The 14,408-nt window shown below is 68.3% G+C and carries 17 protein-coding genes; 8 read left to right on the top strand and 9 right to left on the bottom strand.

The window, feature by feature from the left end:
• Positions 1 to 135 precede the first annotated feature (135 nt).
• Together J8I82_RS26680 and J8I82_RS26675 are read left to right on the top strand one after the other, a co-directional pair.
• Positions 136 to 1,059, top strand: a complete 924-nt coding sequence (locus J8I82_RS26680) for a LysR substrate-binding domain-containing protein (protein ID WP_209761845.1) — start codon at positions 136 to 138, stop codon at positions 1,057 to 1,059.
• Between the two features lie 204 nt (positions 1,060 to 1,263).
• Positions 1,264 to 2,031 carry a flagellar brake protein gene (locus tag J8I82_RS26675; protein WP_209761844.1) on the top strand — a complete coding sequence of 256 codons (768 nt, stop codon included), beginning with the start codon at positions 1,264 to 1,266 and terminating at the stop codon, positions 2,029 to 2,031.
• 112 nt (positions 2,032 to 2,143) lie between these two features.
• Here J8I82_RS26675 and J8I82_RS26670 read toward each other — a convergent pair whose 3' ends face one another.
• The 4 genes from J8I82_RS26670 to J8I82_RS26655 all read right to left on the bottom strand — a co-directional run bounded on the left by J8I82_RS26670 (position 2,144) and on the right by J8I82_RS26655 (position 6,613).
• Positions 2,144 to 2,992, bottom strand: coding sequence for an IclR family transcriptional regulator domain-containing protein (locus tag J8I82_RS26670; protein WP_209761843.1), 849 nt, complete (start codon positions 2,990 to 2,992; stop codon positions 2,144 to 2,146).
• Between the two features lie 147 nt (positions 2,993 to 3,139).
• Positions 3,140 to 3,562: a DUF6691 family protein gene (locus J8I82_RS26665; RefSeq protein ID WP_209761842.1), complete on the bottom strand. Its 423-nt coding sequence runs from the start codon at positions 3,560 to 3,562 to the stop codon at positions 3,140 to 3,142.
• Position 3,563: 1 nt separating this feature from the next.
• Positions 3,564 to 3,998, bottom strand: a complete 435-nt coding sequence (locus J8I82_RS26660) for a YeeE/YedE family protein (protein ID WP_209761841.1) — start codon at positions 3,996 to 3,998, stop codon at positions 3,564 to 3,566.
• A gap of 269 nt (positions 3,999 to 4,267) precedes the next feature.
• On the bottom strand, positions 4,268 to 6,613 hold the full coding sequence (locus J8I82_RS26655) for a patatin-like phospholipase family protein (protein WP_209761840.1): 2,346 nt from the start codon (positions 6,611 to 6,613) through the stop codon (positions 4,268 to 4,270).
• A 239-nt stretch (positions 6,614 to 6,852) separates the two neighbouring features.
• Here J8I82_RS26655 and J8I82_RS26650 point away from each other — a divergent pair, with 239 nt between their 5' ends.
• The 5 genes from J8I82_RS26650 (at position 6,853) to J8I82_RS26630 (ending at position 9,947) form a co-directional block, all read left to right on the top strand.
• Positions 6,853 to 7,089, top strand: coding sequence for a hypothetical protein (locus J8I82_RS26650; RefSeq protein ID WP_209761839.1), 237 nt, complete (start codon positions 6,853 to 6,855; stop codon positions 7,087 to 7,089).
• A 51-nt stretch (positions 7,090 to 7,140) separates the two neighbouring features.
• Positions 7,141 to 7,467, top strand: coding sequence for a hypothetical protein (locus J8I82_RS26645; protein ID WP_209761838.1), 327 nt, complete (start codon positions 7,141 to 7,143; stop codon positions 7,465 to 7,467).
• Positions 7,468 to 7,586: 119 nt separating this feature from the next.
• Positions 7,587 to 7,802: an oxidoreductase-like domain-containing protein gene (locus tag J8I82_RS26640; RefSeq protein ID WP_284183163.1), complete on the top strand. Its 216-nt coding sequence runs from the start codon at positions 7,587 to 7,589 to the stop codon at positions 7,800 to 7,802.
• On the top strand, positions 7,799 to 8,626 hold the full coding sequence (locus J8I82_RS26635; RefSeq protein WP_209761837.1) for an NAD-dependent protein deacetylase: 828 nt from the start codon (positions 7,799 to 7,801) through the stop codon (positions 8,624 to 8,626). Before J8I82_RS26640 ends, J8I82_RS26635 begins: the two co-directional genes overlap by 4 nt.
• 406 nt (positions 8,627 to 9,032) lie before the next feature.
• The gene (locus J8I82_RS26630; RefSeq protein WP_209761836.1) at positions 9,033 to 9,947 is read left to right on the top strand and encodes a DMT family transporter; all 915 of its coding nucleotides are present in this window, start codon (positions 9,033 to 9,035) and stop codon (positions 9,945 to 9,947) included.
• On the opposite strand, the gene J8I82_RS26625 is transcribed toward J8I82_RS26630, so the two are convergent.
• The 3 genes from J8I82_RS26625 to J8I82_RS26615 all read right to left on the bottom strand — a co-directional run bounded on the left by J8I82_RS26625 (position 9,944) and on the right by J8I82_RS26615 (position 11,350).
• Complete coding sequence (locus J8I82_RS26625) at positions 9,944 to 10,513, bottom strand: DUF1439 domain-containing protein (RefSeq protein WP_209761835.1); 570 nt, start codon at positions 10,511 to 10,513, stop codon at positions 9,944 to 9,946. The two genes, J8I82_RS26630 and J8I82_RS26625, sit on opposite strands and share 4 nt — an antisense overlap.
• Positions 10,514 to 10,623: 110 nt before the next feature.
• A complete protein-coding gene (locus J8I82_RS26620; RefSeq protein ID WP_209761834.1) occupies positions 10,624 to 10,827 on the bottom strand; it encodes a SlyX family protein in 204 nt (67 codons plus the stop codon).
• A 97-nt stretch (positions 10,828 to 10,924) separates the two neighbouring features.
• A complete protein-coding gene (locus J8I82_RS26615) occupies positions 10,925 to 11,350 on the bottom strand; it encodes a VOC family protein (RefSeq protein ID WP_209761833.1) in 426 nt (141 codons plus the stop codon).
• Between the two features lie 268 nt (positions 11,351 to 11,618).
• Between J8I82_RS26615 and J8I82_RS26610 the strand changes: the two genes are divergently transcribed.
• Positions 11,619 to 12,554 carry a LysR family transcriptional regulator gene (locus J8I82_RS26610; protein ID WP_209761832.1) on the top strand — a complete coding sequence of 312 codons (936 nt, stop codon included), beginning with the start codon at positions 11,619 to 11,621 and terminating at the stop codon, positions 12,552 to 12,554.
• Positions 12,555 to 12,574: 20 nt separating this feature from the next.
• On the opposite strand, the gene J8I82_RS26605 is transcribed toward J8I82_RS26610, so the two are convergent.
• Both J8I82_RS26605 and J8I82_RS26600 read right to left on the bottom strand, forming a co-directional pair.
• A complete protein-coding gene (locus J8I82_RS26605; RefSeq protein ID WP_209761831.1) occupies positions 12,575 to 13,351 on the bottom strand; it encodes an enoyl-CoA hydratase in 777 nt (258 codons plus the stop codon).
• Positions 13,352 to 13,384: 33 nt separating this feature from the next.
• Positions 13,385 to 14,356, bottom strand: coding sequence for a Bug family tripartite tricarboxylate transporter substrate binding protein (locus J8I82_RS26600; RefSeq protein ID WP_209761830.1), 972 nt, complete (start codon positions 14,354 to 14,356; stop codon positions 13,385 to 13,387).
• Positions 14,357 to 14,408: the final 52 nt, after the last annotated feature.

The following is a 14,408-nucleotide window of genomic DNA, read 5'->3' as shown; positions in this document are numbered from 1 at the left end:
TGGCTGGTGGGGCGGATCGCCGCCTCCGGACTGGGCCGGCGCGGCACAGCGTACCCAATTCTGCGTGCCAGCAACGGGGGCCCACAACCGATATATACTCGCGCAAATCCGTGAGAAAAACTGACTGAAACCCCGATGCACTGGCTGGGCTGGATCCGCTTTTTCGAGGCTGCCGCACGCCACGAGAGCTTCGTGCGCGCGGCCGAGGAGCTGCACCTGACCCACGGCGCGGTCAGCCGGCAGATCCGGCAGCTGGAGGACACGCTCGGCGTGGCACTGTTCGAGCGGCGCAACCGCGGCGTCTTCCTGACCGAGGCGGGGCGCACGCTGTTCGCCGCCGCCTCCCAGTCGATGGAGATGCTGGCCGGTGCCGCCGCGCGCATACGCACCCTGCCGCCCGGGCGGGCACTGGTGCTGTCCTGCGAGCCGACCGTGGCGATGCGCTGGCTGATCCCGCGCCTGCCGCGCTTTGCCGCGCGCCACCCCGATATCCCGCTGCATCTGATGGCGGCGGGCGGGCCGATCGATTTCGCGCGCAGCGGCGCCGACCTGGCGCTGCGGCGCAATGACTTCGCCTTCGAGCCGCGCTGGCACGCGCGCGAGGTGGCGCAGGAATGGGTCGGGCCGGTGTGCCGCCCGCTGCTGGCCCAGGGTGCCGCCGCAGTTCCGGCACGGCTGCATACGCGCACCCGGCCCGATGCCTGGCAGCGCTGGCTGGCCGCGGCCGGCCCGGACGCCCATGCTGCCCATGCCGCCCGCTTCGAGGGCGATGCCTGGTACGAGCACTTCTACCTGAGTCTGCAGGCCGCCGCGGCGGGTCTCGGCTGGGCCATGGCTTCGCGGCTGATGGCCGCCGACGAGATCGCCGACGGGCGCCTGGTTGCTCCATTCGGCTTCACGCCAGACGGATCGGCGTACCATCTGTTGTCGCCGGCGCCGTTCGAGCACGACTCGCGCCGACAGCTGCTGCTCGCGTGGCTGCGCGAAGAGGCGCAGGCTACCCTGGCCGCGCCGGCCGCATCTCCTGAAGTCTCCCCATTGGAGCCGAAGGACGCCTGAAAGCGGCGCAGGCGCTACCCCCCGTAAGTCTGTGCTCAAGTTCTGCCACAGTTTTGCCGAAGGTGTCGCCATGAGTCTTGCCGGACGCGGGGGCACGCGCTTAACATGCGGCGCGCGGCCGGCAGGCCGACTGGCTGCCGCGCCCCCACACCGCACTACTCATGACCCGGCAGCATCCCGCTATACCAGACGTTGCGTGAATCCATGAATCAGCACGAAGCCACCGGGGCCGGCACCGGAACCGATACCGACACTGTCGCCGCCGCCACGCCGGCGGATGATCGTTACCGCCTCACGCACAACTCCCAGATCGGCACCGTGCTGCGCGACCTGTCGTGGCAGAAGTGCATGCTGAGCGTGCGTACCCGAACCGGACACCAGTTTGTCACCTCGATCCTGCATGTCGATCCGGTCAACCGGACCTTCGTGTTCGACTGGTGCAATGCCGACGCCGAGCGGCAGTCGCTGATGACCTCGGAAGAGAATGCGTTCTCGGGTTTGCTGCGCGGCGTGCCGGTGAACTTTACGGTCGGGCAGCCGGCCGCGACCCGCTTCGAGCAAGGCCCGGCCTTCGTCGTCGAATTTCCGGAAAAGCTCTATCACTTCCAGCGCCGCCGCCATTTCCGCGCGCGCACGCTGGTGACCAAGGGCTACCGCTGCGAGATCCGCAGCGTCGACAATGCGCTGCTGTGCCTGGACATTGCCGACCTGTCGCTGTCCGGCGTCGGGCTGCGCTCCAAGAGCGTCACCGAGGAGCAGTTGCCGGTCGGCACCACCGTGGCCAGGTGCCGACTCGACTTCCGCGAGCTGGGCAAGGTCGAGCTCGACCTGCAGGTGGTCGGCCACTGGCTGGTCGGCCACGACGGCAACGCCATCCACCACTTCGGCTGCGCCTTTATCAATCCGGACGGCCGCATGGAGAACTTCCTGCAGCGGCTGGTGTTCGCGCTGGAACTGGCACACCGGGGCTGAAGCGCTCCCGCCGGGGCGGACTGTGCCGCGCTGGCGCAAGGACGGCCGCGCCGCGGCATAGCGCCGACCACGGCGTGATCGCGGCCATGCCCAGCCCGGCGCCGCCGCGCCCCTAGGAGCCGATCAGCCGCCCGATCGCCGCGGCGGCTTCGCGCATTGGCGGCAGCAGCCGCGTCACCATATCGCTTTCCGACACGCGTGCGGCGCGCACGCTCACGCTCAGGCCGGCCAGCACGATGCCCGAGGCCGAGCGCACCGGCACGGACATCGCGCGCAGGCCCGGCTCCAGCTCCTCATCGACGATCACGTAGTCGACTTCGCGCGCCCGCTCGAAGCATGCCTCCAGCTCCTGCCGCGACACCTTGGTCTGCAGCGTGCGCGGACGAAGTTCGGCATGCTCGAAAAAGCCGTCGAGCACCGTGGCCGGCTGGTGCGCCAGCAGCAGCCGGCCGTTGGAGGTGCAGTAGGCCGGCAGGCGGCTGCCCATGCCCAGCGAGTAGTTCAGCACGCGCTGCACTTCGGAACGGACCAGGTAGAGGATGTCGGTGCCGTCGAGGATGGCCAGTGCGCAGGTCTCGTGGATGCGCGCGCTCAGGTTGTCCAGGATCGGCTGCGCCAGCGACACCAGCGAAGTCGAAGAGAAATACGCATGCCCCAGGTGCAGCACGCGCGGGCGCAGCGCGAACTGGCCGTCCTGCTGGCTGACATAGCCGAGCTGTTCCAGCGTATAGAGGCAGCGCCGTACCGACGCGCGCGACAGCTGCGTGCGCTGTGCCACCTGCGAGATGGTCAGCGGACGCTTGCGTTCCGAGAAGGCCTCCAGCACGGTAAGCCCGCGCGCCAGCGACAGCATGAAATTGGGATCGCCGGCAAAGCTGCTCAGCAAATCGGCGTGCGGCCGGGCGACGCGGACGGTGTCGGCCTGTGCATGACCGAGACCGATGGGGCGGAGGACTTCCATGGTGCTGTGCTTGTCCGGGTTCGTTGTTCGATAATCGCGCAATCTTAAACCGGGTTGCCGCAACGGGCCAGCATTGCGTGCATCCAAGTGTGTCCCGATGGGCACGACGCCAGTTTTGTGATCGATGCTTTGCCTGAAGCTTTTGGCTTAGCGCCGGCAGCGTATCCGCTCCGCCACCTCGAACAACGCCATGCCGGCCAGCATCGCGCCGACGAAACCCCACGCCTTGGCATAGCCCGCGCCCAGCGCCACCAGCGCCGGGCCGGGACAGAAACCGGCCAGCCCCCAGCCCACGCCGAACGCGGCGCTGCCCAGCACCAGCCGCGGCGTGATCGCGGACGCAGTGGGCCACTGCATGGCCTGGCCCAGCCACGCACGCGAGCGCCGGCGCGCCAGCGCAAACGCCAGCGTGCCCACCAGCACGGCGCCAGCCATCACGAATGCCAGCGACGGATCCCAGGCACCCGCCAGGTCCAGGAAGCCAAGCACCTTGCCCGGATCGGCCATGCCAGACACGATCAGCCCGATGCCGAACACCAGCCCGGTCAGCAGCGCAAACCAGACAGTCATGTCAGCCTCCGAGCAGGTGGCGTTGCACCAGCACCGTCAGGAAACCCGCCGCCATGAAGGTCAGCGTGGCCACCAGCGAACGCACCGAACCGCGCGACAAGCCGCATACGCCGTGGCCGCTGGTGCAGCCGCCGGCATAGCGCGTGCCGATCCCTACCAGTAGCCCCGCGGCCAGCACCGTGCCCCAGCCCGCGTCGATGCGCGCCTGCGGCATGGCCCCGAAGGCGCCGGCCAGCCACGGCGCCAGCAACAGCCCGGCGACAAAGGCGGCGCGCCAGGCGGTATCGCCGTGCGGCAGCGACAGCATGCCGCCGACGATGCCGCTGATGCCGGCAATCCGGCCCAGGCCAAGGATCATCAGCGCCGCGGCCAGCCCGATGACCAGCCCGCCGGCCAGCGACAGCCACGGCGTGAAATGGGTGAAATCAATCTGCATGGACATCTCCGCGATGGCGGCCGGCAGCGCGGCCCGAGGCGGGGATTATAGGAGTCGTGCGCTCATGCACTCGCGGTCATTGCCAGGATGCGGCGACCGGCCATAAAAAAGTCGCCGCTGGGGTGGCGGCGACCGGGGAAGGGTCTGTCAATCAAGAGGGGTCTTGCTGACAGGCAAAGTATAGACATTTGAATTAAGACATTGCATACAACTTTGGTGGGGTGCGCATGCAGCACATGTCGGCCTTCTCGCTGCGGAGGCCTCGCGCCTCAGAACGGCTTGCCGAGGTAGAGGTAGAAGCTGTACGTCCCGGCCGCGGCCCGGCCATAGGCGAAGTAGAGCGGCCCGAGCGGGCTGTCCAGCGCCAGGAACAGCGATCCCGACTTGAGCAGCCCGGTCGGGCTGCCCGGCACCAGCGGCGCGCCCATGCGGCCCGCCTCCAGCGAGAAGCCGGCGTAGATGCCTTGCAGCAGCGTCTGCCGCGCCAGCTTGTTGTAGTAGACCAGCCGCGCAAACTGCAGGTTGCCGCCCAGCAGCTGCCCGGTCGCATAGCCGGATTGCTGCAGGAAGCCGCCCCACTGGAACAGGTCATAGCGCGGCAGCGGGTTGCCGATATTGGTGCCGGCCTTGAACCCGAACGAGACGGTATGGTTGCCGAACGAATGCGCGTACACCGCTTCGGCCTGCGCCTTGACATAGGAATCGTCGGCACCGAGCCCCGGTTGCGAGGCATAGACGCGCAATGAGCCCGAATAGCCGAAGCGTGGGAAGTCGACGCTGTCGAGCTGGTCGAAGAAGAGCCGGCCGGTAATGGCGCCACGCTTGATCCTGCCGGGGCCTGGCGACAGCGCCTCCGGGCCGGTGCTCAGCGTGGCGTCCAGCGTGCCGGTCTGCACGCCCACCCGCAGCTCGCCGTACTTGGTGAACTGGCTGCCTACGTCCAGTGCTACGTCAAAGCGGCGCAGGTCATAGGTGGCCAGGCGGGTGCTGCCCTGGAACACGTTGACCGGACGCCGTTCCAGCTCGACGCGCGGGGCGATGAAGAAAAACTGGCGCGTGTCCAGCGGCTGGTAGAACTCGCTCATCAGCGAAGTGGTCTGGCCCACCTGGGCATCGGTGCGCCATTCGGCGCCAAGCGAGTTGAGCCAGGTGCGCCGGTAGCTGCCGACCAGATTGAAGAATGCATCGCCGCGGAAGTCGGTACTGAGCCCGAGGCCGAAGCGCAGATAATCCGGCCCGTACGATTTCTCGACCGCATTGACCACCAGGATGCGCTTGCCCGGCTCTTCCATGATGCCGTAGTTCACGTGCTCGAAGTCGCCGGTGCCGAACAGCCGCCGCATGTCCTGGTCAAGCGTGGCCTGGTGCAGCGGCTCGCCCGGCTTGGTCTCCATCACCGCCGTGGCAAACTCGGGGTTGACGCGGTGCAGCGGCGCCATCTCGATCGCATCGACCGGCCGCGTGTCCGGCGGGGGCACCGCCTGCTGCGTCGCGCGCAGCTGCGCGTACTGCGCCGGCGGCAGCGCCAGCGGTGCGAGGCGTTCGGCCACCTTGCGCGCAGCGGCTTCGCCGATGGGGATGGTGGCGGCCAGGTGGTCGAAATCGGTCGCGGAAAAATCGCCGAGCGCCGGCTCGATCAGCACGTCCGCAGGGCCCAGCGAGGTCAGCGAGGCGCGCACGTTCTGCTCGGTCAGGATGTTGAGCATCTGGCCTGTCACGCCGATGACCGAGGTCAGCTCCTCGCGCTTCATCAGCGGCGTGCCGAGGTTGACGGCGATGATGACATCGGCGCCCATCGCGCGCGCGACGCCGACCGGCAGGTTGTCGGTGAGCCCGCCATCGACCAGCAGTTTTCCCTGGTATTCCGATGGGGCCACCGCGCCCGGCACCGACATGCTGGCGCGCATCACGTTGGCCAGCTCGCCGGCGTTGAACACCACCGGCGTGCCGGCGACCAGATCGGTGGCGACGGCGCGGTAGGGGATCGGCAGCTTGTCGAAGTCGCGGTAGCCGGGTGTGCGCGCCAGCTGGCGCAGCACCGTTTCCAGCTGCACGCCCGAGACCGCGCCCTTGGGCAGCAGCAGGCCGCTCGCCTGCACGCCGATCTCGGGCGTGAACAGGTTGGTGAAGTCGTCCTGCTTGCGGCGGATGGTCAGGTCCTTGCGCGGAGGGCGTTCCTTGAACAGCTTTTCGGTGCTCAGCCCGCTCACCAGCCGCTCCATCTCGGCGGGCGACATGCCGGTGGCATAGGCCCCTCCGACCAGTGAACCCATGCTGGTGCCGGCGATGCAGTCCACTGGCACGCGCAATTCCTCCAGCACCTTGAGCACGCCGATATGCGCGGCGCCGCGCGCACCGCCGCCGGACAGCACCAGGCAGATGCGCGGACGCGTGCCGCGGGCCGTGGCGGCGGTGGCGGTGGCGGCGGGCGTGTCGATCGCGGCGGGAGCCGGGGGCGCGATCGCTGGTGCCGCGATCGCCGGTATGGGCGCTGCGTCCATCGCCGAACCTGGCGCCGAACCGGGCGCGGCAGGGGCGCCAACGGCAAGGCAAGCCGCCAGCGCAAGCGCTGCCAGCCGCAGGATCCGCAACCCCAGGGGTGTGGCTGCCTTCATGTCGTCGTCCGTTCAGCAGGCAGCCGCAATGCGGCGCCGGTTGCCCGGTCTGTGCGCGGCCGGGATGGGCGTCGGCTTATCTTCGGGCAAAACGCGGCGCACGGGCCGGCTGCCGCGCGCGCCGCAAAACAATTCATCACGCCTTTCGGAAGCGTTCAGATCGGCATCCGCTGCCGGAGCGCACTGCGCAGGCCGCGTGCAGTGACTAAGATGAACGCAGGCCAAGGCGGGTGGGGAGCATGTACGGTTATTTCTTTTGTCAGACCGCCGCGGGGCAACTGACGCTGATTCCCCGTGAGAGGGACTGGATGCTGATGCTGGGCAATGGCGTGATGGGGCGGTACCCGAATGCCCAGGCAGCGGTGGACGCCCTGTTCGACGGCGCGATATGCGTGCAGGGCCGGCGTATCGACGCCAGCGCTCTGGGCGTGCCGCCACGCGCGCACGACTGGCTCTACCATGTACTGAGCCGCTGAAGCAGCTCAGCGGCGCACTCGGCGGCGCAGCCCGCACAGAGGGGAATCGCCATGACCGCACTGGTGGAGTGGACCCGCGAACATACCTGCCGGCTGTTCCCGATGTCAGCCGAGTACCATCGTACCGGGGGCACCGAGGTGCAGGTGAGCTGGCAGGCCGAGCCGCCCGGCTCGCCCGGCCGCTGCCGCATCAGCGCGTCGCTGGCGTTCGACCAGGACGTGATCGACGCCGTCTACCTGGCCGACCCGGCCGAGCTGGCCCGCATCGGTGCACGGCTGGCCGACCTGGTGGCGCGCTGGCTTGCCGACGATGACATCGCCTGCCTGTCCGGCACGGCGCTGGTGATCCCGGTCGGAAGCGTGCTGCTGGGTCACTGAGCGCCACTGCCCCGGCGCTGCAGCGACGCAGCGACGCAGCGGGGTCGGCGACGTGGTTGGCGCCGGCGGCATATACTGGCGGCTGATCCGCCAATTGCGCCCGCAGCGGCGTGCAGTCCGTGTCCCAAGCGTCTTCCGTCAACCCTGCCGCCAACCCAGCCGACGACCCGCGCCCGGTGCCGCCAGAGCGGCCCGGCGACAACGAATGCTGCGGCTCCGGCTGCGATCCGTGCATCTTCGATTTCTACTACCAGGAGCTGGACCGCTACCGCGAGGAACTGCGCGCGTGGGAAGCGCGCCAGGCCGCGCGGCACGCGGAGGACCCGGCCAATTGAACGAACTTCTCGACTTCGTGCGGCGCCACCCGCGCCTGTTCGTGCTGACCGGCGCTGGTATCAGCACGGATTCCGGCATCCCCGGCTATCGCGACGCGCGCGGCCAGTGGCAGCGTTCGCAGCCGATCACGCTGCAGGCCTTCCTCGGCTCGCACGCCGGGCGCCAGCGCTACTGGGCGCGCAGCATGCTGGGCTGGCCGGTGGCGTGGCAGGCGCGGCCCAACGGCGCGCACCATGCGCTGGCCCGGCTGGGTGAGCAGGGCCGCCTGAGCGCGCTGGTCACGCAGAATGTGGACGGGCTGCACCAGCGTGCCGGCAGCCGCGACGTGATCGAGCTGCACGGCAGCCTCGCCAGCGCCATCTGCCTCGACTGCGGCGCGAGCCATGACCGCGCCGGCCTGCAGGACTGGCTGCTGGACCGGAACGCCGCGCTGCGCGACGTGATTGCCGAGCCTGCCGCCGATGGCGACGTGCATTTCGAATCGCCGCTGTTCGCGCAGTTCCGCGTGCCCGAGTGCGCGCGCTGCGGCGGCATCCTCAAGCCTGACGTGGTCTTTTTCGGCGAGTCGGTTCCGCGCACACGCGTCGATGCCGCGCGCGCGGCGCTCGAGGCCGCCGATGCAATGCTGGTGGCGGGCTCGTCGCTGATGGTCTACTCGGGCTACCGCTTCTGTGTCTGGGCCGGCCAGATGGGCAAGCCGGTGGCGGCGCTCAATCTCGGCACCACGCGCGCGGACGACATGCTGGCGCTGAAGGTCGAAGCCGGCTGCGCACGTGCGCTGCAGGCGCTGGTGGCGCAGCTGGATTCAGGCGCTGCAAAGTGAGCATTGGCCGCATCATGCAAGCCACCCGTTGACGCGACCGCCGCACAGGCATAGCATCGCCAGACCTTCGCATCCAATTCCCGATTTCGTCATGAGCGCAGACCGCCATCGCCCCGTCAACGCCGCGCCCCCGTGCGACGCGTTGCCGTGCGTGCGTCGCCAGCCTGCGTTCGTCTCTGTCGCACCGCCGCCGCCGTTCTCCGGCGGCGCGCATCCGCCCCCGCCGCCACGCGGCTGACGGGCGCGCATCGCGGCCCGTACCTGGACCGCACTTCGGCACTCTCGTCCCCGGTATTCACGCCTGCGCGTGCCTGACGGCACGGTAGCCGCGCGTCGCGCGCACCGCTGCCAGTCGATGCGCGTGCCTGCGCGCCGGGGTCTGCCATGCCTTCGACAGATGACATCCATGACTACCGAAAAAGATTGCGCGGCGCAACTGGGCGCCGCGACCGACTCCCGGCATGCGGTATCCGCCGCGTTCTGGGCCACACCGCTATTCGTGCTGCTGTGGAGCAGCGGCGCCATCGCGGCACGCCTCGGGCTTGACCATGCCACGCCCTTTGCCTTGCTGACGCTGCGTTTTGCCATGACGCTGGCGGTGCTCGGCGCCATCGGCCTGGCACGGGGCCAGTTACTGCCGCCGCGCGGCGAACGGCTGCATGTGGCGCTGACCGGCCTGCTGCTGATCGGCGGCTACGCCGTGTTCTACTTCCTTGCACTTGACCATGGCATGACGCCTGGTGTGCTGGCCACCGTGCTGGGCGCGCAACCGATGCTGACCCTGTTGCTGACCGAGCGACGCTACAGCACCACCCGCATGGCGGGTCTGGCGCTCGCGCTCGCCGGGTTGGCGCTGGTGGTCGCGGACAGCCTGCTGCTGGCACGGCTTTCCGTGGCGGGCGTGTTGTGCGGACTGGCATCGCTGGCTTGCATGACCGTCGGCGCTATCCTGCAGAAGCGCATCACGCGCGAGCCGGCGCAGGTGCTGCCGCTGCAGTATGGCGCCAGCCTCGCGGCATGCCTCCTGTGCCTGCCGTTCCAGCCCTTTGCTTTCGAGGTATCGCTGGCGTTCGCGCTGCCGCTGCTGTGGCTGACGCTCGGCATCTCGATCGGCGCCACGCTGTTGTTCTACCGGCTGATCCAAGCGGGCAACCTGGTCAATGTGACCAGCCTGTTCTACCTCGTGCCTGCCGGCACCGCGGTGCTGGACTACCTGCTGCTGGGCAACCGGATGGCGCCGCTGGCGATTGCAGGGATGGCGGCGGTGCTGGCGGGACTGTCGCTGGTGTTCCGCGGCAAGCGGGATACGCTGCAGCGTTAGCGGTTCTTCACTTCGACACGCACTTCGTCCTTGCCGACCGTGATCGTCCCCGGCTCGACCTCCTTGCCGCCGAAGCGCAGTTCCTCGGGCTTGAAGGTATAGACCGGATAGTCCTTAAGCAGCTGCTGCGCAACGACCGCGCCAATGGCATTGAGCTGCTCGCGGTACTGGGCCATGCCGGCAACCTCGACTTGTTGCACCGTGGGGTTGTCGAGCAGCACGGCGCGCTTGCCGGAGTCGTAGCGCACGCCGCTGTTGAGTGCCAGCTTGCCGTCAACCGGCGGCGAGGGCAGCAGCGCATTGGTCAGGCGGGCGTCGACATGGGTGATGAGCCGGTTGCTGGCCTCGTCGAGCACCAGCCGGGGGTGGCTCAGCTGTACGGTCACCACTTCCGCATAGCGCAGCGTGGCGGGAAAGCGCTGCTCCAGCGCGGCCTGCAGTTCCTGGCGGGTCAGCGTGTATTCGCCGGTCCAGACGTTGTAGCCGGCCAGCGCGGGCGTGGCGGCCGTGCAGACGGTCGCAAGGACGGCCGCGGCGGCAAGGAGCAGGGAGGGGCGCAGGCGCATGTGGCGGATGGTGCGCGCCTCGCCGGCGCGCCGTGGATGGAGTCAGCCAGTCAGACCGCGCGCGCGGGATGGCGTTCCGTCACATTGCGCCGGCGCGCATGCGCGCGGCATCAGTAATGCGGCGGGATTTCCTGCAGGGGATCGGACTCTGACGCCGTCGACGTGGCGCTGCGCAACTGCTGGTACAGCGCGCGGAACTGCTCCTGCAGCAGGTCGATCTGCTGCTGCTGGCGCGCCACCGTGGTGTTGAGCGTTTCGAGCAGGTCTTCCTGGAAGGCGAGCTTGATTTCGAGTTCCGTGATGCGTTCGTCCATGGCGCGTGGCTGTCGTGGGTTCGCCGGTTTCTCCGGCTGGCGGCGCGCATTGTAATCCCGTATGCCGCTGCCGCCGGCGAAACCGCGCGCGCCGCGCTTACTTCTGCTCGGTGATCAGCATCCACATGACGCCGAAGCGGTCGCTGACCATGCCAAACTGCTCGGCGAAGAAGGTCTTGTCCAGCGGCATCACCACCTGGCCGCCTTCCTTCAGGCCGTTGAAGGCCTTTTCCACCCCGGCCTTGTCGGCAAAGCTGATCGTCAGGCCGAAGCCCTCGAACTTGGGCTGGTTCGAGCAGCGGCCGTCGGAAGCCATGATCACGCTGTCGCCGATCTGGAATTCCATGTGCATGACCTTGTCTTCCGTTCCCGGCGGCGCCTGGCAGCTGGGGTCGGCCTTTTCGGGCTCGGGGTTCTCCTTGAACGTCATCCGCATATTGACCTTGGCGCCAAGGGTCTTCTTGTAGAACTCGACAGCTTCATCGCAACGACCTTCAAGAAAGAGATAGGGCTGGACTTGCATGACAACTCCTGTAGAGAGGGCTGCCCGGGCGGGGCAACCAGGAAAAACGTAGCCATCGTCCGGACCGTCGTCAGACGATAGCTTCCGGGATCCGGCAACGGCCAGGCGCTTTTGTGTACGCCGTACACATACGATAGCAAACCAAGTGAATGGTGTCCACATGAATCCGGGGCCGCCTTCGGCGAAGGCGTGTGCCGGCCTGCACTAGAATGCCCGCGAGCCGTCGCTAGCCGGCTCTCGCCTGACCACTTAGACACCCGGGGCTGCCTTGCGTTACGAACTGACCGACCTGCGCCTGTTCCAGGCGATCGCCGATGCACAAAGTCTCTCCGGGGGCGCTTCGGCCACGCATATCACCGCATCGGCGGCCAGCTACCGGCTGAAGAACCTCGAGCATGCGATGGGCACGCCGCTGTTCGTGCGCACCGCGCGCGGCATGGAGCTGACGCCGGCCGGGGAGACATTGCTGGTCCATGTGCGCGAACTGCTGCTCGGCGTCGAGCGCATGCACGGCGAGGTGGGCCGTTTTTCGGCGGGCCTGAAAGGCAATATCCGGCTGCTGGCCAACAGCAGCTCGCTCAACGGCTTCATCATCCCGAGCGTGAGCCGCTTTCTGCTGGCCAACCCGGACGTGAACATCGACCTCGAAGAACGCGCCAGCCAGTCGATCCTGACCGCGGTCGCGGCGCACGAGGCCGACGTGGGCATTCTCGCCGGCGACTTCGAGACCAGCGGGGTACGCTCGGTGCGCTATGCGCGCGACGAACTGATCCTGGCGGTCGCGGCCGAGCATCCACTGGCGCGCGAGCCGGAGGTCCGCTTCGGCGCGGCACTGGCTTTCGACTTCGTGTGCATGAGCCGCACCAGCAGCAACTTTCTGTTCCTGCGCGACATGGCGCAGCGCGCGGGCAAGAGCCCGAACGTGCGGCTGCATGCGCACAGCTTCGACGCAGTGTTGTCGCTGGCCGAGGCGGGGGTAGGGGTGGCCCTCGTGCCGCGCAGCGTGGCGGCACAGGCACTGCGCGAGGCGCGCGTAGTGGGGGTGCGGCTGGCCGAGCCCTGGGCACTGCGCGAACTCAACCTGATCGTGCGCGCCGACGGCAAGCTGCCGTCATTTGCCGAGGCGTTCGCGCAGTTCCTGCTCAACGATCCGCGCGTGGTGGCCACACGCGAGGGTGGCGCCGTGGCCAGTACGGCGCCGTAATAGCGAACCAAAGGCGCGGCTCAGCGCTTGCGGTTCAGGAACGTGGCCATATGCTGCTGCGGCTCGCCGGTGTCGAACGCGCTGCCGAATTCCGCCACGCTGTTGTTGATCGACACATCGATCGGCGCGTCTTCCCACTCGCGCAGCAAACGCTTCTGCTGGCGCACGGCAACGGGACCGAAGCCCGCCAGCAGCGCGGCCACGCGCTCGACCTCCTGATCCAGCGCATCGAGCGGCACCACGCGGCTGACCAGTCCCCACTGCAGCGCGTCTTCGGCGTTGGCGATCTCGCCCGTCAGCAGCAGCCATGACGCGCGCGCATTGCCGATCAGGCGCGGCATCAGCGCCGCGTGGATCACTGACGGAATGCCGACCTTGACCTCTGGCATGCCGAGCTGCGCATTGTCGGCGGCGATGCGGATATCGCACGCCAGCGCCAGCTCCAGCCCCCCGCCCAGGCACCAGCCCGGCATGCGCGCGATCACCGGCGCCGGGCAATGGCGCACCGCGTCGCACAGGCGGCGCAGGCCGCTGATGAATGCCTGTGCGCTGGTGCGGTCCAGCGCGGCCATTTCCTTGATATCGGCGCCGCCGATAAAGCCCTTGTCGCCGGTGCCGCGCAGCACCACCACGCGCACGGCATCGTTGGCGGCCAGCGCCTCGATCGCGCGCGTCACCGAGGCGATCACCGGCGTGCCGAGGATGTTGAGGGAACCCGCGTCGCGGATGGTGACGGTGGCAATGCCGCGCGCGTCAATGTCGACGCCGGCGTGCTGTTCCCGGATGGTTTCGCTCATGTCGTTCCTTGTGGCTTGCATGTTGTGGCTTGCTTACTGGAGCCTGGTGAACTGGATATCGTCGACGACCTTCTTCCAGTGCGCATTCTGCCCGCGCACCAGTTCGGAGAAGGCCTGGCGCGAGGTGGGCGCGGGGATTGCGCCCTGCTTCTCGATCGCGGCGATCACGTCGGGTTCGGCCAGCACCTTGCGCACGGCCTGGTTCAGCTTGTCGAGGATGGGGGCGGGCGTGCCGGCCGGCGCGGCCAGGCCGAACCAGGACGGATTGTTCATCGCCGGCAGGCCAGCTTCGGCATAGGTCGGCACGTTGGGCAGCACCTTCAGGCGCTGCTTCGCCGCAACCGCCAGCGGCTTCAGCCGGCCACCCTGGATCAGCGCGGACGACGACGGGATGTTGTCGAACACGACCTGGATCTGGCCCGCGACCGCATCGTTGAGCGCCGGCCCCAGGCCCTTGTAGGGCACGTGCAGCATGCGCGTGCCGGTGGCGTTCATGAACAGCTCGCCGTTCATGTGGCTCAGGCCGCCGTTGCCTGACGAGCCGAACGAATACTTGCCGGGATCGGCCTTCAGCAGCTTGATGAAGGACTGCAGGTCGCTGGCCGGGAACGACGGGTTGACCACGAGCACGTTCGGGACGTCGGCGAGGTTGCTGATCGGCGCGAAGTCCTTGACCGGGTCATACGCGGTCTTGACGTAGACGTTGGGATTGACCGCATGCGAGCTTTCCACCTCCATCACCAGCGTGTAGCCGTCGGCAGGCTGCTTGGCGGCATAGGCGCTGCCCACGGCGCCGCCGGCACCCGGGCGGTTCTCGACCACAACCGGCTGGCCCAGCACCGGGCCCAGATGGGTGCCGACGATGCGGGCGATGATGTCGGTGGTGCCGCCGGCGGCGTAGGGCACGATCAGCTTGATCGGGCGGTCGGGGTAGGCGCTGGCCTGCGCGGCGCCGGCAGTGGCGAACGCGGCGAACAGGGCCACGGTGGAAAGGACTGGCTTCATCGGGTGTCTCCGGAGCAGGGTTTATCAGTCTTGGTAGGAGTCTTGCAGGGGG

The organism is Cupriavidus consociatus, assembly GCF_017814975.1.
Lineage (GTDB): Bacteria > Pseudomonadota > Gammaproteobacteria > Burkholderiales > Burkholderiaceae > Cupriavidus > Cupriavidus consociatus.
This window is presented reverse-complemented; position numbering and strand designations above follow the sequence as displayed.